General features: G+C 37.8%; 26 protein-coding genes. All 26 read left to right on the top strand.

Going from position 1 to position 23,081, the window contains the following annotated elements:
• Nucleotides 1–2: 2 nt before the first annotated feature.
• The 26 genes from cobD to ED605_RS12105 are packed head-to-tail and all read left to right on the top strand — an operon-like array spanning nt 3 to nt 23,073.
• On the top strand, nt 3–1,100 hold the full coding sequence (cobD, locus tag ED605_RS12230) for a threonine-phosphate decarboxylase CobD (protein WP_121979173.1): 1,098 nt from the start codon (nt 3–5) through the stop codon (nt 1,098–1,100).
• Between the two features lies 1 nt (nt 1,101).
• Nucleotides 1,102–2,475 (top strand): cobyrinic acid a,c-diamide synthase CobB, encoded by a 1,374-nt coding sequence (locus tag ED605_RS12225; RefSeq protein WP_121979172.1) that lies wholly within the window; start codon nt 1,102–1,104, stop codon nt 2,473–2,475.
• Nucleotides 2,462–3,436, top strand: a complete 975-nt coding sequence (gene cbiB / locus ED605_RS12220; RefSeq protein WP_121979171.1) for an adenosylcobinamide-phosphate synthase CbiB — start codon at nt 2,462–2,464, stop codon at nt 3,434–3,436. The genes ED605_RS12225 and cbiB overlap by 14 nt, the downstream gene beginning before the upstream one ends.
• Nucleotides 3,430–4,080, top strand: coding sequence for a cobalt-precorrin-8 methylmutase (locus tag ED605_RS12215; protein ID WP_121979170.1), 651 nt, complete (start codon nt 3,430–3,432; stop codon nt 4,078–4,080). The genes cbiB and ED605_RS12215 overlap by 7 nt, the downstream gene beginning before the upstream one ends.
• Nucleotides 4,081–4,089: 9 nt before the next feature.
• Nucleotides 4,090–5,217 (top strand): cobalt-precorrin-5B (C(1))-methyltransferase CbiD, encoded by a 1,128-nt coding sequence (gene cbiD / locus ED605_RS12210; protein WP_121979169.1) that lies wholly within the window; start codon nt 4,090–4,092, stop codon nt 5,215–5,217.
• Nucleotides 5,214–5,813, top strand: coding sequence for a cobalt-precorrin-7 (C(5))-methyltransferase (locus tag ED605_RS12205; protein ID WP_121979168.1), 600 nt, complete (start codon nt 5,214–5,216; stop codon nt 5,811–5,813). The genes cbiD and ED605_RS12205 overlap by 4 nt, the downstream gene beginning before the upstream one ends.
• Nucleotides 5,806–6,366 (top strand): decarboxylating cobalt-precorrin-6B (C(15))-methyltransferase, encoded by a 561-nt coding sequence (locus ED605_RS12200; protein WP_121979167.1) that lies wholly within the window; start codon nt 5,806–5,808, stop codon nt 6,364–6,366. Before ED605_RS12205 ends, ED605_RS12200 begins: the two co-directional genes overlap by 8 nt.
• Before the next feature lie 6 nt (nt 6,367–6,372).
• Entirely contained in the window at nt 6,373–7,146 is a 774-nt protein-coding gene (locus ED605_RS12195; RefSeq protein ID WP_121979166.1) for a cobalt-precorrin-4 methyltransferase, read from the top strand.
• Nucleotides 7,133–8,203 carry a cobalt-precorrin 5A hydrolase gene (locus tag ED605_RS12190; RefSeq protein WP_121979165.1) on the top strand — a complete coding sequence of 357 codons (1,071 nt, stop codon included), beginning with the start codon at nt 7,133–7,135 and terminating at the stop codon, nt 8,201–8,203. The genes ED605_RS12195 and ED605_RS12190 overlap by 14 nt, the downstream gene beginning before the upstream one ends.
• A complete protein-coding gene (gene cobJ, locus ED605_RS12185) occupies nt 8,203–8,928 on the top strand; it encodes a precorrin-3B C(17)-methyltransferase (RefSeq protein ID WP_121979164.1) in 726 nt (241 codons plus the stop codon). Before ED605_RS12190 ends, cobJ begins: the two co-directional genes overlap by 1 nt.
• Nucleotides 8,925–9,677, top strand: a complete 753-nt coding sequence (cobK, locus tag ED605_RS12180) for a precorrin-6A reductase (RefSeq protein WP_121979163.1) — start codon at nt 8,925–8,927, stop codon at nt 9,675–9,677. Before cobJ ends, cobK begins: the two co-directional genes overlap by 4 nt.
• Nucleotides 9,650–11,095 carry a uroporphyrinogen-III C-methyltransferase gene (gene cobA / locus ED605_RS12175; RefSeq protein WP_225419135.1) on the top strand — a complete coding sequence of 482 codons (1,446 nt, stop codon included), beginning with the start codon at nt 9,650–9,652 and terminating at the stop codon, nt 11,093–11,095. Before cobK ends, cobA begins: the two co-directional genes overlap by 28 nt.
• The gene (locus ED605_RS12170) at nt 11,067–11,843 is read left to right on the top strand and encodes a sirohydrochlorin cobaltochelatase (protein ID WP_121979161.1); all 777 of its coding nucleotides are present in this window, start codon (nt 11,067–11,069) and stop codon (nt 11,841–11,843) included. The genes cobA and ED605_RS12170 overlap by 29 nt, the downstream gene beginning before the upstream one ends.
• A 6-nt stretch (nt 11,844–11,849) precedes the next feature.
• Complete coding sequence (locus ED605_RS12165) at nt 11,850–12,557, top strand: cobalt-factor II C(20)-methyltransferase (RefSeq protein ID WP_121979160.1); 708 nt, start codon at nt 11,850–11,852, stop codon at nt 12,555–12,557.
• Nucleotides 12,558–12,561: 4 nt separating this feature from the next.
• The gene (locus ED605_RS12160) at nt 12,562–13,314 is read left to right on the top strand and encodes an energy-coupling factor ABC transporter permease (RefSeq protein ID WP_121979159.1); all 753 of its coding nucleotides are present in this window, start codon (nt 12,562–12,564) and stop codon (nt 13,312–13,314) included.
• Nucleotides 13,311–13,625 carry an energy-coupling factor ABC transporter substrate-binding protein gene (locus ED605_RS12155; RefSeq protein WP_121979158.1) on the top strand — a complete coding sequence of 105 codons (315 nt, stop codon included), beginning with the start codon at nt 13,311–13,313 and terminating at the stop codon, nt 13,623–13,625. Before ED605_RS12160 ends, ED605_RS12155 begins: the two co-directional genes overlap by 4 nt.
• A gap of 25 nt (nt 13,626–13,650) precedes the next feature.
• Entirely contained in the window at nt 13,651–14,328 is a 678-nt protein-coding gene (cbiQ, locus tag ED605_RS12150; protein WP_121979157.1) for a cobalt ECF transporter T component CbiQ, read from the top strand.
• Between the two features lie 20 nt (nt 14,329–14,348).
• Nucleotides 14,349–15,188 (top strand): energy-coupling factor ABC transporter ATP-binding protein, encoded by an 840-nt coding sequence (locus ED605_RS12145; RefSeq protein WP_121979156.1) that lies wholly within the window; start codon nt 14,349–14,351, stop codon nt 15,186–15,188.
• 4 nt (nt 15,189–15,192) lie between these two features.
• Nucleotides 15,193–16,701: a cobyric acid synthase gene (locus tag ED605_RS12140; protein WP_121979155.1), complete on the top strand. Its 1,509-nt coding sequence runs from the start codon at nt 15,193–15,195 to the stop codon at nt 16,699–16,701.
• Nucleotides 16,702–16,711: 10 nt separating this feature from the next.
• Complete coding sequence (locus ED605_RS12135; protein WP_121979154.1) at nt 16,712–17,176, top strand: precorrin-2 dehydrogenase/sirohydrochlorin ferrochelatase family protein; 465 nt, start codon at nt 16,712–16,714, stop codon at nt 17,174–17,176.
• A 1-nt stretch (nt 17,177) separates the two neighbouring features.
• Nucleotides 17,178–18,521 (top strand): glutamyl-tRNA reductase, encoded by a 1,344-nt coding sequence (gene hemA, locus ED605_RS12130; protein WP_121979153.1) that lies wholly within the window; start codon nt 17,178–17,180, stop codon nt 18,519–18,521.
• Nucleotides 18,511–19,425 (top strand): hydroxymethylbilane synthase, encoded by a 915-nt coding sequence (gene hemC / locus ED605_RS12125; protein WP_121979152.1) that lies wholly within the window; start codon nt 18,511–18,513, stop codon nt 19,423–19,425. Before hemA ends, hemC begins: the two co-directional genes overlap by 11 nt.
• Before the next feature lie 17 nt (nt 19,426–19,442).
• Entirely contained in the window at nt 19,443–20,423 is a 981-nt protein-coding gene (hemB, locus tag ED605_RS12120) for a porphobilinogen synthase (RefSeq protein ID WP_121979151.1), read from the top strand.
• Nucleotides 20,424–20,429: 6 nt separating this feature from the next.
• Nucleotides 20,430–21,725, top strand: a complete 1,296-nt coding sequence (gene hemL, locus ED605_RS12115) for a glutamate-1-semialdehyde 2,1-aminomutase (RefSeq protein ID WP_121979150.1) — start codon at nt 20,430–20,432, stop codon at nt 21,723–21,725.
• A gap of 5 nt (nt 21,726–21,730) precedes the next feature.
• The gene (locus tag ED605_RS12110; protein WP_121979149.1) at nt 21,731–22,483 is read left to right on the top strand and encodes a hypothetical protein; all 753 of its coding nucleotides are present in this window, start codon (nt 21,731–21,733) and stop codon (nt 22,481–22,483) included.
• Entirely contained in the window at nt 22,480–23,073 is a 594-nt protein-coding gene (locus tag ED605_RS12105; protein WP_121979148.1) for a bifunctional adenosylcobinamide kinase/adenosylcobinamide-phosphate guanylyltransferase, read from the top strand. Before ED605_RS12110 ends, ED605_RS12105 begins: the two co-directional genes overlap by 4 nt.
• The last annotated feature ends 8 nt before the right edge of the window (nt 23,074–23,081 follow it).

The raw sequence follows: 23,081 nt of genomic DNA, 5'->3' as shown, positions 1-23,081 counted from the left end.
AGATGAAAATTATTCATGGCGGAAATCGGGAAGCCGTTTCTCAACTAACAGGTGTTGATTCAAGAAAACTAATTGATTTTAGTGCCAATATTAATCCTTTAGGGTTGGATGATAAATTACGAAATTATTTAGTAGAGGCGCTTAAAGATATTATTTATTATCCTAATCCTCAGTACCCTAAATTAAAACATTCCATTAGCACTCACTTTAGTGTAAATGATACCGACATTTTTGTAGGAAATGGTGCAGTTCAAATGATTTTTGATACTGCATCCGCATTAAAATCCCAAGTTGCGTTAGTTTTAGCACCAACTTTTGGAGAATATGAACGCTCCCTCAAGCGTGCTGGTGCACAAGTTGCCAGATATTTATTAACTAATCAAGATAACTTTCAGATCAAGATAGACCATTTATTACTTTATTTAAAAAAGCATCCAAAAATTGATTTAATTTGTCTTTGTAATCCTAATAATCCGACTGGTCAAGTATTGCCGCCTGAGCCGGTTAAGAAGTTAGTGAGGTATTGCAGACAGAATGACATTTGGTTGATTTTAGATGAAGCATTTATGGATTTTGTTCAACAGGATAACTTGAGTTATGTTGGGCATCTTTCAGATAAAGATCCGGTCATCATTATTCGCTCGGCTACAAAATTTTTTGCAATCCCCGGGTTAAGATTGGGGTTTGCAATTACTAAAAATTTACAACTTAAGGAAAAGTTGTCAGAGCAATCTGAACCGTGGTCGGTTAATACTTTGGCTCAAGCTTTTGGAGAGCATATGTATGAAGCAAACCATTATATTAAGAACACGTATGAATGGCTAGACCAGGAAAAGACTTATCTATATCAAGAGTTAAAAACGCTTTCATTATTGACTGTTTATCCCTCCGAAGTTAACTATTATTTGTTTAAGAGCCGATTACCCAAGCTTCGAGAAAAATTGTGGTCCTTTGGAATTATGATTCGCGATTGTTCTGACTATTATGGCTTAGATGAGAATTACTATCGGGTGGCGGTTAGAACGCATAGTGAAAATGTTCGGCTTATTGATGCCCTTCGTCAACTTGAAACATCTTTTTTATTGAAAGAAGGCAGTTGAAATGAAGAAAATTTTGATTGCTGGTGTAACTAGTGGTTCCGGTAAAACCACCGTGACATTGGGAATTCTGTCGGCACTTAGTAAACAGGTTAACATTCAGCCTTACAAGGTTGGGCCTGATTATGTTGATACAAAGTTTCACTCTAGAATTACCGGCAGAAAGTCCCGAAATATTGACAGCTTTCTGGTTCCAAGTGATTCGGTGCTTCGCTATCTTTTTTCAAAAGAAACTGAGCGTATCGACTTAGGGATTATTGAAGGTGCAATGGGGCTTTATGACGGATTAGGGACAGATAAGGATGCTTATTCGACATCAAGTATCGCAAAGAAACTTCAGACGCCAGTCATTTTGGTGGTAAATGGCAAATCTGCATCAACGTCTATTGCTGCAATTGTTAAAGGGATGGTTGAATTTGATTCACAAGTTGAAATTGTAGGAGTCATTATCAATAATGTGATGAGTCTTGGCCATTACCAATTAATAAAGGGTGCCATTGACCGATATGTACATCTTCCGGTTTTAGGATATCTACCTTACAAGAAGGAAATTTCACTGCCTTCCAGACAGTTAGGTCTCGTGCCGGATGATGAATTGCCAAAAGTTGATCAGCAGATTTCTGAAATCGGTGAATTAGTTAAAGAACATATAGATTTAGGAACAATTATGAAGTTAGCTGTGACAGATCAACCTGCAAAAAAAGTGTACTTTAAAGTACCACATATTCGACTAAAGTTGGGAATCGCTTTAGATAATGCTTTTAATTTTTATTACCAAGATAACCTTAAACTTCTTGAGGAAGCAGGAGTCGCCCTCAGCTATTTTAGTCCAATTCACGACGATCACTTACCAAACGTTGATGCTTTATACATTGGTGGCGGGTATCCAGAAGAGTTTGCCAAATCCCTTTCTAAAAATTTGGCAATGAAGTCTGAGGTTAAAAAATTTTCTAAATCTCAGAAATCAATTTATGCGGAATGCGGGGGTCTTATGTACTTGGGAAAGGCATTGATAACCGATCATCATCGCTATTCAATGGTTAATTGCTTTGATGGTGACAGTAAAATGACGCCAAGATTAAAAAAGTTCGGTTATTGTTCGGCAGTCTCAACTCGGGATACGATATTAGGAAGTCACAACACTAGAATTGTTGGTCATGAATTTCATCATTCGATTTTTTTACCAAACGATGATAAATTGCAGCCAGTTTTGTCCTTAACAAAAGTTAGAGATGGCAAGGTTGTTGATAGGTGGCAGGGTGGATACCAAATCAGGCAAACGTTTGCCAGTTATCTACACGTTAATTTTTATCAGGACCAGAATTTCTTTAAAAGATTTCTAGAAAAATTAGGAGCACAAGACAATGCAACTGATTAGCATAATTACTGGTAGCTTTCTTCTAGATCTTGTCTTAGGGGATCCACCAAGTTGGCCGCATCCTGTTAAGTTGATTGGAAAGCTGATTGCTTTTTTAACAGTTCATTTTAATTATCCCACTTTTAGACCATTTACGAGAAAAGTATGTGGGATGGTAATGTGGCTAATTGTGGTAGTCGGAAGTTGGAGCACAGTTTTTTTGATTCTTAGGGTAACTGCAACGTATATGTGGCTGCAATTTATTATTGGCTTATATTTTAGTTACACGTGTCTTTCAATTAAGGGGTTGTCCTTTGAAGGTAAAAAAATTATTAAAAGTTTAAATGATGGAAAATTAGAGCTTGCTAGAAATCAAGTTGGGATGATTGTTGGTCGAGACACTGAAAAGCTTTCAACTGAATCTATTTGTAAGGCAACAATAGAAACGATTGCAGAAAACACCAGTGATGGTGTCATCGCGCCTTTGATGTATTTAGCAATTGGTGGACCAGCGTTGGGGATTGCTTATAAGGCTGTAAATACATTAGATTCAATGGTTGGTTATAAAAATGAACAGTTTGGCGACATTGGCTATTTTCCTGCTAAACTTGATGATTTGTTTAATTATATACCGGCAAGATTAACTTGGATATTTCTGATGTTAGCAAGTATTTTTCTAAAGTATGACATTCGCCAAGCGTTCAAAGTTGGTAAACGGGATCGTGAACATCATCGAAGTCCTAACAGCGGCTTTTCAGAGTCAGTTGTTGCGGGTGCGCTTGATTTACAATTAGGCGGTCCTCATTATTATTTTGGCCAATTAGTTATGAAACCTTACATTGGGGACGCTAAAACGATTGCGACAACTAATGAAATCACTAAAACAATTCGAATGTTGTACCTCGCTTCATTATTAGGTCTGGTTATGTTTCTGACGATTCGTATTTTATGGTTAAATTATGGAGGCCAAATGCAATGGTAAGTAGACGTTATATTACGATTCCAAATCAAATAACGGATAAAAGTTTTGAAATGATTCAAGAAGAGATCGATAAAATTGATCCAACCTATCAATTTAACTCACCAATTGAAGAAGCCATTATTAAGCGAGCTATTCACACAACGGCTGATTTTGACTATTTGAATACCCTTCGGTTTACTCATAATGTGATTAAAAAAGCACAACACGTATTAACTCATCATGGCACAATTTTGACAGATACCACAATGGCCTTAGCAGGAATTAATAAACGTAAGCTTGATCGTCTTGGTTGTCATTATCATTGCTATATAGCTGATCCTGAAACATATCAAGTAGCAAAAGCACAACAAATCACCCGATCAATGGCTGCCATCGAAGTTGCAGCTAAGATCCCAACTGAAAAATTATTTGTTGTTGGAAACGCGCCTACAGCCATCTATAAAATTCTTGAAATGACCAGAATGGGTCAATTAAACCCTGAAGCAGTAATTGGCGTTCCAGTTGGGTTTGTTGAGGCAAAGGAGAGCAAAGATGAGCTGTTTCAAAGTGACATCCCCGCAGTTGTTGCGTTGGGAAGAAAAGGTGGTAGTAATTTAGCCGCTGCTTTAGTGAATGCAATTTTATATAACTTGGATTTAAAGTAGGTGAAGTAAATGTCTGAAGAGGATTATGTTTATTATAATGGTCGAAAGTTGCGTAAGGGCTTTACGACTGGAACCACGGCAACAGCTGCCTCAATTGCAGCTGTAAACGCGATATTAACTCAAAAGTCTCAGAATAAGGTAACGGTCCGGGCTGCTAATGGACAAGAAGTTCAATTTGAAGTTCATCACTGTCAATTTGATCAGAATAAGGCCAGTGCCGCGGTGGTTAAAGATGGTGGTGATGATCAAGATGCAACGGATGGTATGCTGATCTACGCTGAAGTTATCTTGCAAAGTGATCCTCATATTAGTTTGAATGGTGGTAAAGGTATTGGGCGGGTAACAAAAAAAGGATTGGCTAATGATCCAGGAATGCCGGCGATTAATCCGACTCCTCGGAAGATGATTAAACAAAGCGTACGAAAACTAATTGGACCAAATAGAGGAGCCAAGATTATTATTTCAGCACCGGAAGGCGAACGGGTTGCCAAACTAACATACAATCCTAAATTGGGAATTGTTGGCGGCATTTCAATTTTGGGGACTAGTGGAATCGTGACACCGATGTCTGAGGAAAGTTGGAAACAATCAATTTCTATTGAGATGAATATCCATCGTCAACGTGGGGATAATGAAATTATTTTAACACCTGGTCAATATGGTGAAGACTTTTTAAAGAACGAGATGGCGATTCCGGTTACTAAGCAGGTTCAAATGAGCAATTTTGTTGGTTATGTATTAAAGGAAACACAACGTTTAGGATTTCAACATGTATTGATAGTTGGTGACTTAGGCAAATTAATTAAAGTTTCGGCAGGGATCTTTTCAACTCATAGTAAAGATGCTGACGCGAGAGCTGAGATTATGGTTGCAAATTTAGCATTACTTGGAGCTCCTACGGAATTAGTTCAAAAAGTTTATAAGTGTTTAACAACAATTGACATGGTTCGTATCGTCAATGAAGCGGGATATGAAAGCGTTTACCAGAAAATTGTTGATAAAATCAAATATCGATCTGAAAGGTTGTTGGCACATAAAAAGCCTAAAGTGACGATTGATGCAGTTATTTTTTCAAGTCAGACTGGACTATTAGCTGCCACTAAACCGATTAAAGAAATCGAGGATCATTGGCAATGATAATAGTTTTAGGCATTGGACCTGGCAGCGATGACTTAATGATAAATGGTAGTAGTCAGTATTTGGAAGAAGCAGAAACTTTGATTGGATCCAGTCGCCAACTTGCACTTTTTCCAACTTTTAAGTCAAAAGCTGTTGTTTTACCAAAATTGAAAGATCTGGAAATATTTTTGAAAGCCCATATTGATAAAAAAATTGTCATTTTAGCTTCTGGTGATCCGTTACTTTATGGAATTGGCAATTGGGTTATAAAAAAATTTCCTGGAGAAAAAATTCAAATTGTCCCAGGAATAAGTGCTATTCAATATTTTTTTCATCGATTAAAGTTTCCAATGAATGATGTGTATTTAACCAGTAGCCATGGTCAAGTTCCTGATTTTGATTTTTTGTTACAACATACAACGATTGGAATGGTGACAGATCAGGTAACGGGGCCGTACGAAATTGCTCAAGAAATAAAAAAACGGGGACAGCACCGGCAAGTCTTTATTGGAGAAATGTTGAGTTACCCTGATGAAAAAATTTCAGTTGCAACTGAATTAACTGTTAAAAAAAGAAACTATCAAATGAACGTGGTGATTATTACAAATGCGTGATGAACTTTTTCTTAGAAATAAAGTTCCGATGACGAAGTCGGAAATTCGAGCAATCAGCTTAAATAAATTGGATTTAACAAAGAAAGATAAACTTCTTGATATTGGTGCTGGCACAGGGAGTATTAGTTTAGAAGCGGCATTAACCTTTCCTCAAATTGAAGTGACTTCGATTGAGCAAAAAAGTGAAGCTGTTGAAATTATGAATCAGAACATTCAGAAGTTTGAGGTTAATAACATTCATTTGATTCAGGGAAGTGCGCCTGAGGGTATTCCGGACAAAGAGTATGATGCAATTTTCATCGGAGGAAGTGGTGCTAAATTAAATTCAATTATCGATTTTTCACTAAATCATTTAAAATTGCAAGGTTCTTTAGTTTTAAATTTTATTTTATATGAAAATGCCATGAGCGCAATCTCATACTTAGAAAAAGCTGATTTGGCAAACTTTGAGGTTGTTCAGGTATCAGTTGCAAAGTGGCATGCCTTGGGTAAGGGACACTTCTTTAAACCCAGAAATCCAACCTTTGTTATTAGTGCAGAGAAGAAAGGATGATTGTTAATGACAGTTGTTAGTTTTGTAGGTGCGGGTCCTGGCGATAAGGATTTAATTACATTGAAGGGTTATCGCCGATTGAAAGATGCGGATGTGGTTGTTTATGCGGGATCTTTAGTTAACCCGGAATTATTAGGATATTGTCGACAAGATGCCAGGAAATTCGATAGTGCCTCAATGACCTTAAAAGAAATTATCGATGTGATGACGAATGCAGTTAAAAAAAGACAAAAGGTTGTTAGGTTACAAACTGGAGATTTTTCGATTTATGGATCAATCCGTGAGCAAATTGAAGAGTTAAGGAAGCGTGGGGTTGATTTTGAGTGTATTCCAGGTGTGAGTTCGTTCTTAGGAGCCGCTTCTCAAATGGGCGTCGAATATACAGTTCCCGAGGTAGCCCAAAGCGTTATTATTACAAGAATGTCTGGGAGAACGCGGGTCCCTGAAGCGGAATCATTAAAATCTTTAGCTTCTCATCATACGTCGATGGTCATTTTTCTATCTACTCAAAGTATTAGAAAAGTTGTTCGTCAGTTGCTGATGGGGGGGTATTCGCAGGAAACGCCTGCAGCGGTAATTTACAAAGCAACTTGGCCGGATGAAAAGGTAGTTCGAGGAACTTTAATGGATATTGCCGATAAGACTAGTGAAGCTAACATTTCTCGAACGGCCTTAATCATGGTTGGTGCGTTCCTTGGCAAAGATTATACGTATTCAAAATTATATGATGCTGCTTTCACTCATACTTACCGGAAAGGAATTAAGAATGTCGAAGAATAATTCTGGTCAGATTGCAATCATTGCTTTAACTCAAATTGGTGCCAAGTTAGCAAATCATCTTCATACACGGATTGCCAATAGTGAGCTATATTTACCAGAAAAGTACGCTAATAATAATGATTATAAATTTGGCAAGGGAGAGTTCAAATCGACTTGCCAAGAATTATTCGGTCGGTATGACGGGATTGTTTGTATTATGGCTACTGGCATTGTGGTCAGAACGATTTCTCCCTTGATTAAAGATAAATTAGTTGACCCGGCTGTGATTGTTATTGATGAATTAGGCAATCATGTGATTAGTCTTCTTTCGGGTCACGTTGGTCACGCCAATGAATGGACTAAAAAAATTGCAAAAATTTTGGAGTCGGATCCGGTGATTACAACGGCGACAGATACCGAACAAGTTCAAGCACTTGATACACTTGCTGGATTATTCGATGGATGGTATCCGGATTTCAAGTACTATACAAAATTAATCAATGCACGATTAGCTGAAAAGAAGCCAGTGGAAATTTACGTTGAGTCAGAGTTTAAAGATGACTCAATAAATTTAAGTGGTTTTACAGAGATTTCATCTGTTACGGAAAGAAATAGGGAGGTTCCACTGGTTATTATTTCAGATAAAGATTTTTACAAGAAGGAGTTCAATTGCGTCCAGCTGGTTCCTCGGATCAATATATTAGGAATCGGCGCTCGCAAAGCTGTTAGTTACAGCATGATTCAAGACGCATTTATTAAATTTTGTGACCAGTATCACCTGCTATGGCATTCCTTTTGTGAGGTGGCATCAATTGAAAAAAAACAACATGAAAATGCCATCCATTATTTGGCAGATACATTGAATATTCCGGCAAAATTTTATATGACGGCTCAGCTAAAAAAGATTGCGACCGACTATCCCCAATCGGCATTTGTTGAAAGGACGGTCGGCATTGGTAATGTTTCACAGGCTGCAGCTGATTTTGCAGCAGGGAGACCTACTTTTACAAAAAAATTTAGTTCCAATGAAATTACCTTAGCAGCAAGTCGAAAAAACCTAAAAAGGGGTGGATGCTAGTGTTATATATTGTGGGGCTGGGGCCCGGATCAAAAAACTTGATGACGCAGGAAGCACTTGATGTCATCAAAAAAGTCCATACCATTGTTGGCTATATTACTTACATTCATTTGGTGGAAAGCATGCTGAATGGTAAAGAAGTCATTACAACCGGAATGCGTGGTGAGATTAAGCGTTCGCAAAAAGCGCTTGAAATTGCAGCTACAGGAAAAGATGTTGCGATTATTTCAAGTGGAGATGCCGGAATATATGGGATGGCTGGGTTGGTTTTGGAAGTGGCTTCAAAGATGGATCAACAGATTGATATTCGCGTCGTTCCAGGTATCACTGCGAGTATTGGTGCGGCTGCTTCTTTAGGAGCACCACTTATGAATGATTTTTGTCATATTAGTTTAAGTGATTTGATGACTCCTTGGGAAGTGATTAAAAAACGAGTGGATGCTGCTGCAAAGGCTGATTTTGTAATCTGTTTATATAATCCCAGAAGTAAAGGCCGACCGAATAATTTACGGGAAGCATTGGACATTATCCTTCAGTCAAAGTCTGAAAATACGATTGTTGGTATTGGAAAAGATGTTGCTAGAAAACACGAAATAGAGAAAATTACCACAATTAGAGATCTGGATGTGACAGAAGTTAATATGACGACCATTGTTATTATTGGCAATAAAAACACTTATGTTTCTAACGGCAGAATGATCACGCCAAGAGGTTATACATTATGATATTACTTTTGGGTGGAACGAGTGAAAGCCTTCAAATTGCTGATGAGCTAACAAAGCGTCGCTTGTCATTTATCCTGTCAGTTACAACTGATTATGGTGAAGCGCTTGCTAAAAAACATACTCAACAAGTTTCTAAGCAGACGTTAACATCGGATACATTCAACAAGTTTCTTAATAACCATCATATCCAGTTAATTATTGATGCAACCCATCCGTTTGCTCGGGTGATTTCAATAACCGCCATGGAAATGGCAAAAAAGAGTAATGTCAAGTATATTCGATTTGAGCGTTCGAATTTGTTTAAAACGAGCCCTTATTTAAAGCTGGTGGCGAACCTTAAAGCAGCGTGCGACTACTTAAAGTCATTAAGTGGCACTGTTTATTTATCCACTGGAAGTAAAACTGCTGAAGAATATGCTAAGAGTCTAGGTATTCAAAGGTTGCATATTCGAGTTTTACCTACTGAGCGAGTTTTAACTCAGCTAACAACTATCGGATTTGAAGCTGACCAAATTGATGCAATCGAAGGCCCTTTTGGTACTAACTTAAATTTTGAACTTTTTAAAAAAGCCGATGCAGTTGCAGTTGTAACCAAAGAAAGTGGTCGTCGTGGTGGTGTACAGGAAAAGATAACTGCTTGTGAGCAATTAAAGATTCCTTGCATTATTATTAAACGACCAACGATTCAATATCCAAATCAGGTTGGAACTTTTGACGAATTATGGCAAGAAATGAAGGTGTTATGTTGAACGGATTTGTTTCTTTAGTTGGTGCCGGTCCGGGGAACCCGGAACTATTAACGGTTTTAGGTAAAAGAAGATTGGAAGAGGCCGACGTGGTTGTTTACGATCGATTAGTGAATCCCGCTATTTTATCTGCTATTCAGGCTGAAAAGATTGATGTTGGTAAATTACCTCATCATCATAAAGTTAGTCAATTTCAAATTAATCAACTACTAACTAACCTTGCACGTGAAGGAAAGCGGGTGGTTCGACTGAAGGCAGGTGACCCTTACGTTTTTGGTCGTGGTGGAGAAGAGGGCAGTTACTTAAAAAAACATCATGTGGCTTTCGAAGTGGTTCCTGGTATCACCAGTGCAATTGCCGGACTAAGTGCCGCTGGAATTCCGATCACAGATCGAAATTTGGCTTCAAGTTTTCATGTAATTACGGGCCATCGAAAAGTGGAAGGAAAATCTCTCAACTGGGACAATATTGCTCATCAAGAAGGGACCCTTGTTTTTTTGATGGGAATGGAGGAATTAGCCCAAATTACGGCAGAATTAATTACGCATGGTAAAACCCCAAAGACGCCAGTTGCAATTATTCAGTGGGCAACGCATTGGAATCAAAGATCTGTTAAGGCTGATTTGGCTCACATAAATGATGTGGTTAGAAAATATGGGATTGGTTCCCCCGCATTAATTGTGGTGGGCAAGGTAGTTGATTTAATGCCTGAATTGGTTTCAAATTTGCCACTTCAAGGGATGCACTTATTAATTCCATTTAAGCGCTCTTCTAAATTGTTTGAGAAACTTCAGGATGACGGTGCTTCAGTAAACTTTTTCAAGCGTCGGAAAGTCCATTCTATGAAATTTGACCTGCCAAATTTGGAGTTGCCAGGGACTCTTCTGATAACTAGCATGGTAGTATTTAATCTATTTATGACTAAATTACTCAGTAGAGGTTACGATTATCGAAATTTGCGTGAATGGCACCTAATCGCAATGAATCACGCCATTGAAAGAAAAATGAAGAGTAGTGGGATTATTGCTGACGGCGTTTATGATAAAAATAATATTTATCCTCAGCCGGCTATTGCGTTGGGAGTTCAAGACACTCAAGATTTTATAAAATTAACGAATAATCAGTTTAGTTTTTTAGCTGTTGGGAAGAAACAAAGTTTACATCAATCCGTCGATTTTAAAACATTCCATGCAATTATTATCCCAAGTACGTCGGCATTACAAGACTTGGTAATCGGCTGCGATAAAGATCAGTTTGTTCTCTTGAAACAGGCCAAAATAGTTGCAATGGGAAAATTGGTTAAAAATGCTTGCCAACAATTGGGGCTTGAAAATGTCAGTGAAGTTCAGCCATCAGTAAGAGCAGTTTTAAGCAGTGTAAGGAGGGTTAAAAATGAAATTAATTGCCATTTTAGTAGTTAGTTTTGGCACAACTTACCCAAAAACTCGGCGAAAAACGATTGGTGCGATTGAAAATAAATTCAAAGAAAGATTCCCTCAGGCAGAAATATTTCGTGCTTTTACATCAACCGTTGTTATTTCAAAAATTGCCCAAAAAGAAAGCCTTCAAATTGATACGCCAATTGAAGCCTTAAGGAAAATAAAGAAACATCAATTCAGAAAAGTTTATATCCAACCTCTTCATATTATTCCTGGGATTGAATTTCATCGTTTGCTTCAACAAGCGAGACAATTTGAAGGCAATTTTGAGCAAATGGTAATTGGTCAACCGCTTTTATCTTCGTATGAGGATTATGTTCATATAATAAAATTTCTAAAGAATATAAAGTCTTTTAGCGATCCGAATGAAGCAATTTTATTTATGGGACATGGAACATCGAGTCAATCATTTACTGCTTATGCTTGTTTAGATCATATGTTAACGGGATCCAGACACTATTTGGGTGCTGTGGAAAGCTTTCCAAACATTGGTTTTGAAATTAACCGATTAAAGAAAGATCATGTTTCTAAAGTAACTATTCAGCCGTTTATGATTGTTGCAGGTAATCACGCGCACCATGATATGGCCTCTGAAGAATCTAAATCATGGCGGCATTTATTAGAAAAAGAGGGGATCCAAGTTAAAACACAACTTAAAGGGCTTGGGGAATATCCGTTTATTCAAAAGATGTTTATTAATCATTTAATAAACAAACTGAAAGAGGGCTGAGGCTTTATGTCAATTTTTTATGGAATTGGAGTTGGACCAGGAGATAGTGAATTAATGACTGTTAAGGCAATTAAGGCTATTCAAAGATTAGATATTGTATATACACCCAAGGCTCATCGAGATGGGATAAGCTTAGCAGAGAAAATTGCTTCTAGCTATTTTCCAAAAAAATTAATTGTTAAACGTCGTCATTTTCCGATGACTAAAAATCTTAAGGAGAAGCAAACCAATTGGCGTACAATTGCTCAAGAAATTGTCGAAGATGTTCAAAAGGGTTATGATGTTGGTTTTGTTACCTTGGGAGATCCTTCCGTGTATAGCACTTATAGTTATTTGCTAAATTTAGTTCGTAAAAGAATCACTGTTAAAACAATTGCCGGTATTTCGTCATTTTCTCAGATTGCTGCGTCAGTTTCGATTCCATTGGCTTTAGACAATGAGTTGCTAGAGGTTATTCCAGCAACTGCTAAAAAAGCGCAAATTGAAAAAGCTCTTGATGATAATGACAATGTTGTGATTATGAAAATCGCGGTTAATTTCCCAATGATTTACCAACTATTGGTTGAACGTCACCTATTAAATCAAGCAATCGTTGTTGCTGATTCATCTATGTCGGAAGAGAAGATCTATGATTTGAGAGATGTCAGTTCCTCAGAGAAATTGCCATATTTTTCGACACTATTATTAAAAAAATCAGAAATAGTGGAGGATTGATAAAATGAAAACAATATTTTCCAAATATTTTTCACGAAGTAGTTTAGTCCTTTGCTTAATCGCACTATTTTATGGCATTTTATATCCAGTGCCAGCTCATGCCATGCATATTATGGAAGGCATGTTGCCGCCAGTGTGGTGCATCTTTTGGTTTGCAGTTAGTGCGCCTTTCTTTATTTATGGTTTATATCGAATGCAAAAAATTGTTCACTCAACGAAGCAAAATGCCAAAATCATGTTGGCACTGTGCGGTGCATTTGTTTTTGTTCTATCGTCGCTAAAAATGCCATCGGTGACAGGATCAAGTTCTCATCCAACAGGTGTTGGGTTGGGAACGGTCATGTTTGGTCCTTCAGTCATGGCTGTTTTAGGAGTGATTGTTTTGCTATTCCAAGCGCTGTTATTGGCTCACGGCGGATTGACAACACTGGGTGCAAATTGCTTTTCCATGACAATTGTTGGTCCATTAATCGGGTTCGGCGTTTATAAATTATGTCGAGCTTTGAAAGTTAGTCGATCAATCTCTCTCTTTTTATGTGCGATGTTAGCTGATTGGTCAACGTATGTGACAACCTCATTTCAGTTGGCTGTTGTTTTCCCAGATCCAAATTCTGGAGTAGTGGGTGCCGCGGTTAAATTTTTGGGGATCTACGCAGTGACTCAAATTCCGTTGGCAATTGCCGAAGGCTTCTTGACGGTAATTGTCTATAATTTGGTAATTAGCAATAATCTTTGGAAGGAGTCGGCATTACTGTGAAATCTAAAAGGAGACAAAATTTGATTCTGTTAATTTCAGTTATTATATTATTGATTTTGCCGTTCTTTGTTGCTAAAAATGGTGCATTTTCCGGAAGCGATGACCAAGGAACCGAACAAATTAAGAAAAATGATCCAAATTATAAAGTTTGGGCGCACCCTCTTTGGACACCGCCTTCTGGAGAGATAGAAAATCTCTTGTTTACTGTTCAAGGTAGTATTGGTACTGGAATCATTGCTTACGTGATTGGTAATGCTCATGGAAAGAAAAAGGAACGGGAGCGCCAACTACGTACTCAGAATCATCGCTGAAAAATGACTAAAATCTGGTGGGAATATGTTAAACATTGATAAATACGCATATAATAATCGAATTTTGCGTTGGTCACCAAAATTAAAGGGAATGATTTGGCTATTAGGTATACTAATTGCATTTCAGCCAATGTCATGGCTGAAACTACTGCTAATCTTAGCCTTTGTGACCCACACGTTGTATGTTGATCGGTTAACTTTAAAACAATATATGAAGTGGTTTTATGCAGTGGTACCCTTTATTATCTTGAGTGTATTTGGCATCATATTAACGATATCTCCTCAAAGACAGACAATTTATTTTCCAATTCGAATATTTAATGATTATTTTGGAATTTCAAAATCTATGTGGCCGATTGGCTTGCACGTTGGGTTGCAAGTGACAGCGGCGATTGTTTGTACGTATTGGTTTGCATTAACAACGCCGTTTCAGCAAATTATTATTATTTTAAAAGCATTACGATTACCAAGTATTTTAATTGAAGAAACTTTGTTAATGTATCGTTTCATTTTTATTTTCATTGAAGCTTTTGAACAAATCTATCAGGCTCAAAAATTAAGATTTGGTTATCAAAACTTTAGATTATCGATTCATTCCGCGGGTATTCTTTTAAAAATGTTATTTGAACAAGTGATGATTAATTATCGTGATATGGAGTACGCGTTAGAAGCAAAACTTTTTAATGGTGATTTTAAAATTTAAAAAGCTAGGAGGTTGCCAAAATGATCGAAATTCAGCATATTAACTTTTCTTACGAAACCTCGAAGCCGATTTTAAAAAACATTTCAATGAATTTGGGAAAAACAAACGAGAATGTAATTGGCATAATTGGTCCAAACGGTTCTGGGAAATCGACTTTATTTTTAAATTTAGTTGGAATGCTAAAGCCGACGTCTGGGAGGATTTTGGTCGATGGGCAAGAAATTAAGTACCGTAAACAGGATTTGAATCGTCTTAGGAAAAAAATTGGGATTGTTTTTCAAAATTCTGATCAACAAATTTTTTATTCCATTGTAAAAGACGATGTGGCCTTTGCACTTCATAATTTAAGATTGCCACAAGAAGAAATTAATCTTCGTGTTAATGATGCGTTGAAAAAATTAGATATTCTCCAGATTAGAGATAAGCCAATTCAGTATTTGAGTGGTGGTCAGAAAAAAAGGGTCGCGATCGCTGGAATTCTAGTTCTTCATTCCGAATGGCTCCTATTGGATGAGCCGACAGCAGGACTTGATCCAGATGGTCAGCGACGGATGGCAGCTTTGATTTGCCAATTAACTAAGAACGGCCAAAAAATCATTATTTCAAGTCACAATATGGATTTTATGTACGAAGTCTGTGATTACTTTTATATTCTAAAAAAAGGTCAATTAATTAAATCGGGTAGAAAAGAGTCTGTATTTCTTGATGAGCAAACTTTATGGGATTGTAAGCTAAATCAGCCTTGGCTCGTAAAGTTACATGAAAAACTTAATTTACCACTTTATCCGTCTGAATCAGCACTTTTGACAGATTTAAAGGTAAAGGAGCAATTAGCAAAAATATCAAGGGAGAAGGAATGAAATTATGGGAACTAAATCAATTATGTTTCAAGGAACGACATCGGATGCCGGGAAAAGTTGGACCGCAGCAGCGCTCTGCCGACTGTTAAAAAATCGTGGTCTTCGAGTAGCTCCCTTTAAATCACAAAATATGGCACTAAATTCATTTATTACTAAAAACGGTGATGAAATGGGACGCGCCCAAGTATTTCAGGCAGAGGCTGCTGGCAAGCAACCAGACGTTCGCATGAATCCAGTATTATTAAAACCCTCAACTGACAAGGATGCCCAAGTTATTTTTATGGGAAAAGTATTATCGGATATGAGTGCGGTTGCTTACCATCAATATAAGTTTGAGATAAAGGATAAAGTACGTACTGTCTACCAGTCACTGGCGAAAGAAAATGATGTGATGGTTTTGGAAGGAGCCGGCAGTCCCGCTGAAATTAATTTGAATGATCGGGATATTGTTAATATGGGGATGGCACGAATGGCGGATTGTCCGGTTATCCTGGTTGCTGATATTGACAAAGGCGGTGTTTATGCGGCAATCTATGGGACCATTAAATTAATGCCAAAAGAAGATCAACGGCGAATTAAAGGAATTATCATTAATAAGTTTCGTGGAGATCGATCGTTGCTGACGTCTGGAAATCAGATGATTGAAGCTTTAACTGGCGTTCCGGTAATTGGTGTGATACCAATGACGACTGTTGATTTAGATGAAGAAGACAGTGTTGTTCTTTCTCAGAAGTCACAAGTGAAAAAGGGGACTTGTCCAATTGACATTGCAGTGATTTCTCTGCCAAAGATTTCCAATTTTACTGACTTTCATGCTTTGGAAATCCAACCGGATGTTTCTGTTCGATATATTCTCAACCCTGAAGAAATTGGATTACCGGATATTCTAATTATTCCTGGTAGTAAAAATACTAATGAGGATATGGCATATTTACGGCGTTACCATTTTGTTCAGCCAATTAAAGCTGTTTACAGTAAAGGTTCAATGGTTGTTGGGATTTGTGGTGGTTATCAAATGTTAGGAACCAAGTTAGTTGACGAAGATCATGTTGAGTCAGATATAAACGATCAAGAAGGTTTAGGCTTGCTTAATATTGAAACAAGCTTCACAAAAGAAAAGAAGACCACTCAAGTGACTGCAAAGCATGGTGTATATTATTTAAACGGCTATGAAATTCATATGGGTGAAACCTCTTTAGGCAAAGGAGTGACACCATTTTCGGTTATTGTGAAGAGTAATGGCAAGTCAACTCGGCGAAGTGATGGGGCGACTAATGCTGATGGCCGAATTTGGGGAACTTATCTCCATGGCATCTTTGATAATGAACGTTGGACACGTCATTTGTTAAATCAGCTTCGAGTTCAGAAAGGCTTACCAGCGCTCCACCATGTTCAAGCGTCAATGTCGGCATACCGCGAAGCACAGTATGAAAAACTCGCCAAAGTATTTGAAGAAAATGTTGATATGAAAAAAATAGATGAAATATTATCTTCTTCCGACGTGAAGAAATGAGGTGGAGTCCATGCAAAATCCATATCCGGTGAATTTGAACTTAGTTAATAAGTCGGTTGTAGTAGTTGGTGGTGGAAAAGTAGCGGCTCGAAAAATTAACTCCTTGTTAGCGTCTAACGCTCGAGTGACGGTGGTCAGTCCACAACTAGATCCAAAAATTGATTGCTTATCAGTTTATTGGATTCGAAGAAAATATAGAGTTGGTGATCTTAAAAATGCAACCTTAATCATTGCTTGCACAGATGATCGTCAAGTTAATCAGCAAGTTGTTAAAGATGCTGATCAGTTTCAGTGGGTGAATAATGTTAGTGATAAATTACAGTCGGATTTTTATAACGTTGCCAAACTTGAAAATAAAGAATTGCTAATAACGGTTTCTACCAAAGGGCGTTCACCGGCGACTTCTAAGAAAATTAAGCAATATCTTTTAGAGTGGTTAACGCAGAACCATTATTTTAGAGAGGATCGACAATAGCATGTATATTATTTATGTTAGTTTGAATTATCGACAAGTTCCAATTGCCATTCGGGAAAAGTTCGTTGTCTCAAAAGAACAGCTTTCGCGAGTTAATCAATTACTAAACAGCGAAAAAAGTATTTTGGAAAATGTGATTTTGTCAACATGTAATCGGACAGAAATCTATGCAGTGGTTGATCAAATTCATACGGGACGTTACTACATTAAACGATTCCTTGCTAATTGGTTCCACGTGACATTAAATGAATTAAATAAATGGGTGGTTGTTGGGACAAAAGAATTAGCTGTTGGCCATTTAATGAAAGTTGCAACTGGATTAGACTCTCTATTGGTTGGTGAGCCTCAAATACTTGGTCAGGTAAAAGATGCTTTTTTCAATGCGCGTTTGTGTGGCAGTACAGGCATTATTTTAAATCATTTATTTAAGGAAGCAATTACTTTTTCAAAGAAAATGCATACTAATTATCGAATGAGCGAATTATCTCAAACTTCCGGGCAGGCAGGATTACACCAAATTAAATTGACATTAAAAGATGTTAGAGGCACGGATTTGGTGATTGTTGGTATAGGAGAAGTTGGAACCCATGTATTGAAAAATGCTGTTGATATGGGCTTTGGTACTATTCACCTCTTTAACCATCACAGTGATCAGGCAAAGCTGGTTGCAGAAAGTTATCCTGCTTGGGTAAAGGCCGAAAAGTGGCAGGACCTTTTACCAACCGTATTGAATGCTGATGCTGTTGTGATGGCTGCATCTGTTAAACGTCCTCTTTTATCTGGACAATCTTTTCAAATATCCAGAGTAAAAACTCGAATTATAGTTGATCTTGGGGTTCCTAAAAACCTTGATGAACGTTATTTGCCTGAACAAATTATCTATCATGACATTGACCATATTACCGAAATCTTGACCCAAAATCAGCTGCTTAAAAAGAAAATGGTTGCCGAAATTACTAAAGTAATCCCAGATGCTGTTCATGATTTTTACGTTTGGCAAAAGCAACTTCACGTTGTTCCTATAATTAAAAAATTACGTGAATCATCTTTAGATGTTGAGAAAACAGTTTATGACAGTTTACTAAGAAAGCTTCCTGAATTGAATGCTCATGAGCGCAAGGTCATTAGTAAACATATGAAAAGTATCATTAATCAGATGATTAAGGGGCCAATTAAAGAGGTTAAAGAACTTTCAATTGAAGACAATGCTAATGTTGATCTGGCATTTTTTTGCCAAATCTTTGGCTTACCGGTTGATGACGAAATTCAGAGTATCCAACGTGGTGGACTAAAACAAACTTCTGGAATGGTTGATTTTAAGCAGGAGAAACTTTATGAAAAATAGATGGATTGTTGGCACTAGGAAAAGTGACCTTGCATTAAAACAAACTCAACAAGTAATTGAAGCATTAAAAGAATATACACCCCATATAGAAATTATTGTTCATGAAATAACAACCGAAGGGGATCAAAATTTAAAAGACAGCTTACAAGACATTGGTGGAAAAGGCGTCTTTGTGAAAGAAATTGAAAAACAGTTACTGGTCAAAAAAATTGATTTTGCCGTTCATAGTTTAAAAGATGTAATGCCGTCATTGCCGAAAAATTTGACTATTGGGTGCATTCCAAAGCGCGCGTCGCCCTTTGATTGCCTTGTTACTTCCAAACCGTTTCGCCGATTAGCTGATCTTCCAAGAGGAGCCAGGATTGGAACAAATAGTGTGCGTCGCCAAGGACAATTATTGCATCTACGACCAGATTTAAAAATAATTCCAATTCGTGGCAATATTGATACAAGAATCAAAAAGATCTCATCAGATCATTTGACAGGAATCATTCTTGCGGAGGCTGGTATTAGTCGATCGAAGATTGATTTATCCAATCTATACCAGTTAACATTAAAGGGTGATCTTTTACCGGCAGCAGGTCAGGGGGCAATTGCAATTGAATGTCGTTCAAGTGACCAGGACACACTTCAATTGATTCGTAAGATTGAAGATCCCGGAACAAGGCAAGCTGTAACAATTGAACGTCAATTTTTAAAAGCGTTAGGTGGCAGTTGTAATTATCCAATTGGTGCATATGCTGATTGCAAGGAAAATGAAATGATATTTTCCGGGATGGTTGCTTCAGAGGATGGAAAAAAATTGTTTTTAAGAAAACAGGTTGGAACTGTTGAAGACGGCTTAGGCATAGCAACGGCCGAGAAATTGATCAGTATGGGTGCGTTAAACCTGATTAATAATTAAGAAAGAAGTCAATAAAAATGTTGAATTTTGATCGTCATCGTCGATTACGCAGTAGCTCAGAAATGAGAGATTTGGTTCGTGAGACCCATTTAAATAAAGAGGATTTAATTATGCCTGTTTTTGTTGATGCAACGATTAAGGGTAAGGAAGAAATTAAATCTATGCCTGGAATCTACCGATTTGGTTTAAATGCAATTTTGGACGAAATTAAGGATATTGTGGATTTGGGGATTAAGTCAATTATCATTTTTGGCATTCCCGATCATAAAGATGATGTTGGGTCTGGCGCTTGGGAAGACAATGGAATTGTTCAGCAAGCTATCCGTAAAATAAAAGCTGCTTATCCTCAGCTAATCGTTATTGCGGACACTTGTATGTGTGAATATACCTCAACCGGGCATTGTGGAATCGTTAAGGATCACCATGTCGTAAATGATGATTCGTTGGTTTACAATACAAAGGTCGCAGTTAGTCAAGCTAAAGCTGGCGCAGACATGGTAGCACCCTCAAATGCAATGGATGGGTTTGTCGCCGCTATCCGGAAAGGATTGGACGAAGCAGGGTTTAAGATGATCCCAATTATGGCCTATTCAGTTAAATATGCATCAAGTTTTTATGGCCCATTTAGAGATGCCGCAGATGGTGCTCCTAAATTTGGTGATCGTAAGAGCTACCAAATGGATCCAGCTAACCGTTTAGAGGCTCTGAGGGAAGCTGCAAGTGATGAAGAGGAAGGCGCAGATTTTGTGATGGTTAAACCAGCAATGGCATTTCTTGATATTGTGCGGGATATTCGCAATCATACTAATTTGCCGCTAGTTACTTATAACGTTTCTGGCGAGTATGCAATGATTAAAGCTGCCGCCCAAAACGGCTGGATTAATGAGGATCAGATCGTTAAAGAAACGTTAGTTGGAATGAAGCGAGCCGGGGCAGACTTAATCATTTCGTATTTTTCTAAAGAAGTAGCAACCCGAATGAATGAACAAAGGTGGTAAAACGTTATGCTAAGTTTTGAAAAATCTAAGAAAGCTTTTAAAGAATCAAGTAAGTATCTGCCTGGAGGCGTTAACAGTCCTGTCAGAGCGTTTAAAAATGTTGGTGGGGACCCACTGTTTATTAAGAAAGGAGTTGGGTCACATATTTTTGATATCGACGATAATGAATATATCGATTATGTGCTTTCGTGGGGCCCATTAATCTTGGGGCATGCGGATCAAAAAGTTGTTGCCGATCTTCAGGCAGCTGTTGCCAAGGGGACAAGTTACGGTGCACCAACCTTATTAGAAACGGAATTGGCAAAGAAAATTCAAAAAATCGTTCCCTCTTTACAGATGATGCGAATGGTTTCTTCCGGTACCGAAGCAACAATGAGTGCCATTCGATTAGCAAGAGGATATACGCACCGTGATAAAATTGTTAAATTTATTGGGAATTATCATGGTCATAGTGACTCGCTATTGGTGGACGCTGGATCTGGTGTCGCAACCTTTAATGATATTCATGAAGCACCTGGTGTTCCTAAAAATTTGGCTTACGATACGTTAACAGTTGACTACAATGATATTAATGGAATTAAAAAGGTCTTTAAAACACATGGAAATGAGATTGCGTGTGTCATTGTAGAACCGATTGCTGGTAATATGGGAGTTATTCCAGGTACAAGGGAATTTCTACAAACACTTAGAGAATTGACCACAGAATCAGGCTCATTATTAATTTTCGATGAAGTAATGTCAGGCTTTCGGGCTGCTTTTCATGGTGCTCAAAGTCTCTACCAAATTGTTCCGGATCTGACAACATTGGGAAAAGTCGTTGGTGGTGGCCTTCCTGTTGGTGTATTTGGCGGGAGAAAAGACATTATGCAATGGATTACGCCCGAAGGTCCTGTCTATCATGCTGGAACGTTATCCGGAAATCCACTCGCAATGACTGGTGGCATCAGTACACTTGATCAGTTAAATGAGGACTTATATAAGGAAATGGTTGCCCGAACAGATTATTTGGCAGCGGGAATTAAACAGGCTGCAGTCTCACATCATGTTGCATTAACAGTACATCATGTCGGAACAATGTGGAGTTACTTTTTTAACGCGGGTCCTGTTAATAATTTTGAGGATGTTCAAAAAAGCAACGTTGATTATTTTGCAAAGTTCTTTAATTTACTGTTGCAACACGGTATTTACACGGCACCTTCACAATTTGAAACTAATTTTATGTCCAGTAAACATACTAAAGAAGACATTGAACGGACTATTTTGGCGTTCAATACGGCATTTGATGAAATGGGTGAGCGTTAAAGATAATGAAAAGCAAACAATATCGAGACCTATCGTTGATTGATTTACCTGACGGTGAACAATTGGTAATTGCCTGCGATAGTAGTGCGGGGATAGGTGACAAAAAGAATGATATGATTCAGATTGATCCAGCAATTATGGCGGGTTATTCGTTAAGGGTACCGTTAATGGAATTGATTTGTTTTAATGCTGATCCAATTGTGGTCATCGATACAGTCGGAAACGAAATGACACCAACGGGTGAAAGAATAATTAAAGGAATTAAAAATGAATTAGTTAAAGCCGGGTTGGAGCATATTCCGTTAAATGGCAGTACAGAAGATAATATGATCACCAAGACAACTTCTTTGGGAGTGACTATCGTTGGAATGAGGCCACAAGGAACTATTCGGGCCATCACTAATCCGACACTTAGTGTTTTTCAATTAGGAACCCCCTATGTGGGCGAATCAGTTAAGCAACATTTATCGGATATTTTCTCGTATGATTTAGTTAGAAAGATCCGTTCAGATTCGGCCGTCTATGATATGTTACCGGTTGGTTCAAAGGGAATCGGTTTTGAAATTAAACAAATGGCCGCAACCCATCAACTACAAGTAACCCCTGTTATTAGTTGGACCCGCCCAGAAATTAAACAATCTGCTGGGCCGGCAACTGTCATTTTAATTGGCGTAGATGAGAAACTAGCAGAGAGTTTTCATGAACGTTATCCCGAGCTGAGATTGGTTGCCAAGCTCAAAAGAGGTGTTATTAAATGAAAGCGCACCTAACTTTTGTTACAGGAGGCTCTAAAAGTGGCAAATCAGCCTTCGCGGAAAGTCTTTTTAAGAGAACTGACCCGATTTGTTATATTGCTACCGGAATCGCATTGCGGGGAGATTCAGAGATTCAATTGCGGATCAAGAAGCATCAAAAAAGACGCTCTCGGAATTGGGTAACCGAAGAACGATATAAAGATTTTGCCTCATTTATTGCGACACATCAATACGCTGGATACTTATTAGATGATGCGACAATGAGTGTTACTAACCTTTTTTATGATCTGATAACTAATCATAAGAAAGAAAACTCATTGTCTTTCGATTCAATCGTTGAACAACTTTCAACGGAGTCGCTTCAATCATTCGAAAATGTGATTCTTGGTGAATGGAATCGACTATTTGAAATGGCTGAGAACAATCACCAACGATTAGTGATTGTTTCCGATGAAGTTGGCTTAGGAATTGTTCCAGCAACAAAGCAATCTCGCGTTTTAAGAGATTTATACGGAGAAGTTAACCAATTGATTGCTCGAAAAGCGGACGATGTTTATTTTGTTATTAGCGGGTTGCCGCAAAAAATAAAGTAAGGAAACGA

Origin of the sequence: Lentilactobacillus raoultii (assembly GCF_900411375.1) — a bacterium.
GTDB classification, from domain to species: Bacteria; Bacillota; Bacilli; order Lactobacillales; family Lactobacillaceae; genus Lentilactobacillus; species Lentilactobacillus raoultii.
The sequence above is the reverse complement of the archived record's forward strand: the minus strand, read 5'-3'. Positions and strand labels throughout refer to the sequence as shown.

Coding starts and splice junctions, on each gene's coding strand:
- cobD (WP_121979173.1), top strand. CDS start 3: ATGAAAATTATTCATGGCGGAAATCGGGAAGCCGTTTCTCAACTAACA.
- ED605_RS12225 (WP_121979172.1), top strand. CDS start 1,102: ATGAAGAAAATTTTGATTGCTGGTGTAACTAGTGGTTCCGGTAAAACC.
- cbiB (WP_121979171.1), top strand. CDS start 2,462: ATGCAACTGATTAGCATAATTACTGGTAGCTTTCTTCTAGATCTTGTC.
- ED605_RS12215 (WP_121979170.1), top strand. CDS start 3,430: ATGGTAAGTAGACGTTATATTACGATTCCAAATCAAATAACGGATAAA.
- cbiD (WP_121979169.1), top strand. CDS start 4,090: ATGTCTGAAGAGGATTATGTTTATTATAATGGTCGAAAGTTGCGTAAG.
- ED605_RS12205 (WP_121979168.1), top strand. CDS start 5,214: ATGATAATAGTTTTAGGCATTGGACCTGGCAGCGATGACTTAATGATA.
- ED605_RS12200 (WP_121979167.1), top strand. CDS start 5,806: ATGCGTGATGAACTTTTTCTTAGAAATAAAGTTCCGATGACGAAGTCG.
- ED605_RS12195 (WP_121979166.1), top strand. CDS start 6,373: ATGACAGTTGTTAGTTTTGTAGGTGCGGGTCCTGGCGATAAGGATTTA.
- ED605_RS12190 (WP_121979165.1), top strand. CDS start 7,133: ATGTCGAAGAATAATTCTGGTCAGATTGCAATCATTGCTTTAACTCAA.
- cobK (WP_121979163.1), top strand. CDS start 8,925: ATGATATTACTTTTGGGTGGAACGAGTGAAAGCCTTCAAATTGCTGAT.
- cobA (WP_225419135.1), top strand. CDS start 9,650: ATGGCAAGAAATGAAGGTGTTATGTTGAACGGATTTGTTTCTTTAGTT.
- ED605_RS12170 (WP_121979161.1), top strand. CDS start 11,067: ATGAAATTAATTGCCATTTTAGTAGTTAGTTTTGGCACAACTTACCCA.
- ED605_RS12165 (WP_121979160.1), top strand. CDS start 11,850: ATGTCAATTTTTTATGGAATTGGAGTTGGACCAGGAGATAGTGAATTA.
- ED605_RS12160 (WP_121979159.1), top strand. CDS start 12,562: ATGAAAACAATATTTTCCAAATATTTTTCACGAAGTAGTTTAGTCCTT.
- cbiQ (WP_121979157.1), top strand. CDS start 13,651: ATGTTAAACATTGATAAATACGCATATAATAATCGAATTTTGCGTTGG.
- ED605_RS12145 (WP_121979156.1), top strand. CDS start 14,349: ATGATCGAAATTCAGCATATTAACTTTTCTTACGAAACCTCGAAGCCG.
- ED605_RS12140 (WP_121979155.1), top strand. CDS start 15,193: ATGGGAACTAAATCAATTATGTTTCAAGGAACGACATCGGATGCCGGG.
- ED605_RS12135 (WP_121979154.1), top strand. CDS start 16,712: ATGCAAAATCCATATCCGGTGAATTTGAACTTAGTTAATAAGTCGGTT.
- hemA (WP_121979153.1), top strand. CDS start 17,178: ATGTATATTATTTATGTTAGTTTGAATTATCGACAAGTTCCAATTGCC.
- hemC (WP_121979152.1), top strand. CDS start 18,511: ATGAAAAATAGATGGATTGTTGGCACTAGGAAAAGTGACCTTGCATTA.
- hemB (WP_121979151.1), top strand. CDS start 19,443: ATGTTGAATTTTGATCGTCATCGTCGATTACGCAGTAGCTCAGAAATG.
- hemL (WP_121979150.1), top strand. CDS start 20,430: ATGCTAAGTTTTGAAAAATCTAAGAAAGCTTTTAAAGAATCAAGTAAG.
- ED605_RS12110 (WP_121979149.1), top strand. CDS start 21,731: ATGAAAAGCAAACAATATCGAGACCTATCGTTGATTGATTTACCTGAC.
- ED605_RS12105 (WP_121979148.1), top strand. CDS start 22,480: ATGAAAGCGCACCTAACTTTTGTTACAGGAGGCTCTAAAAGTGGCAAA.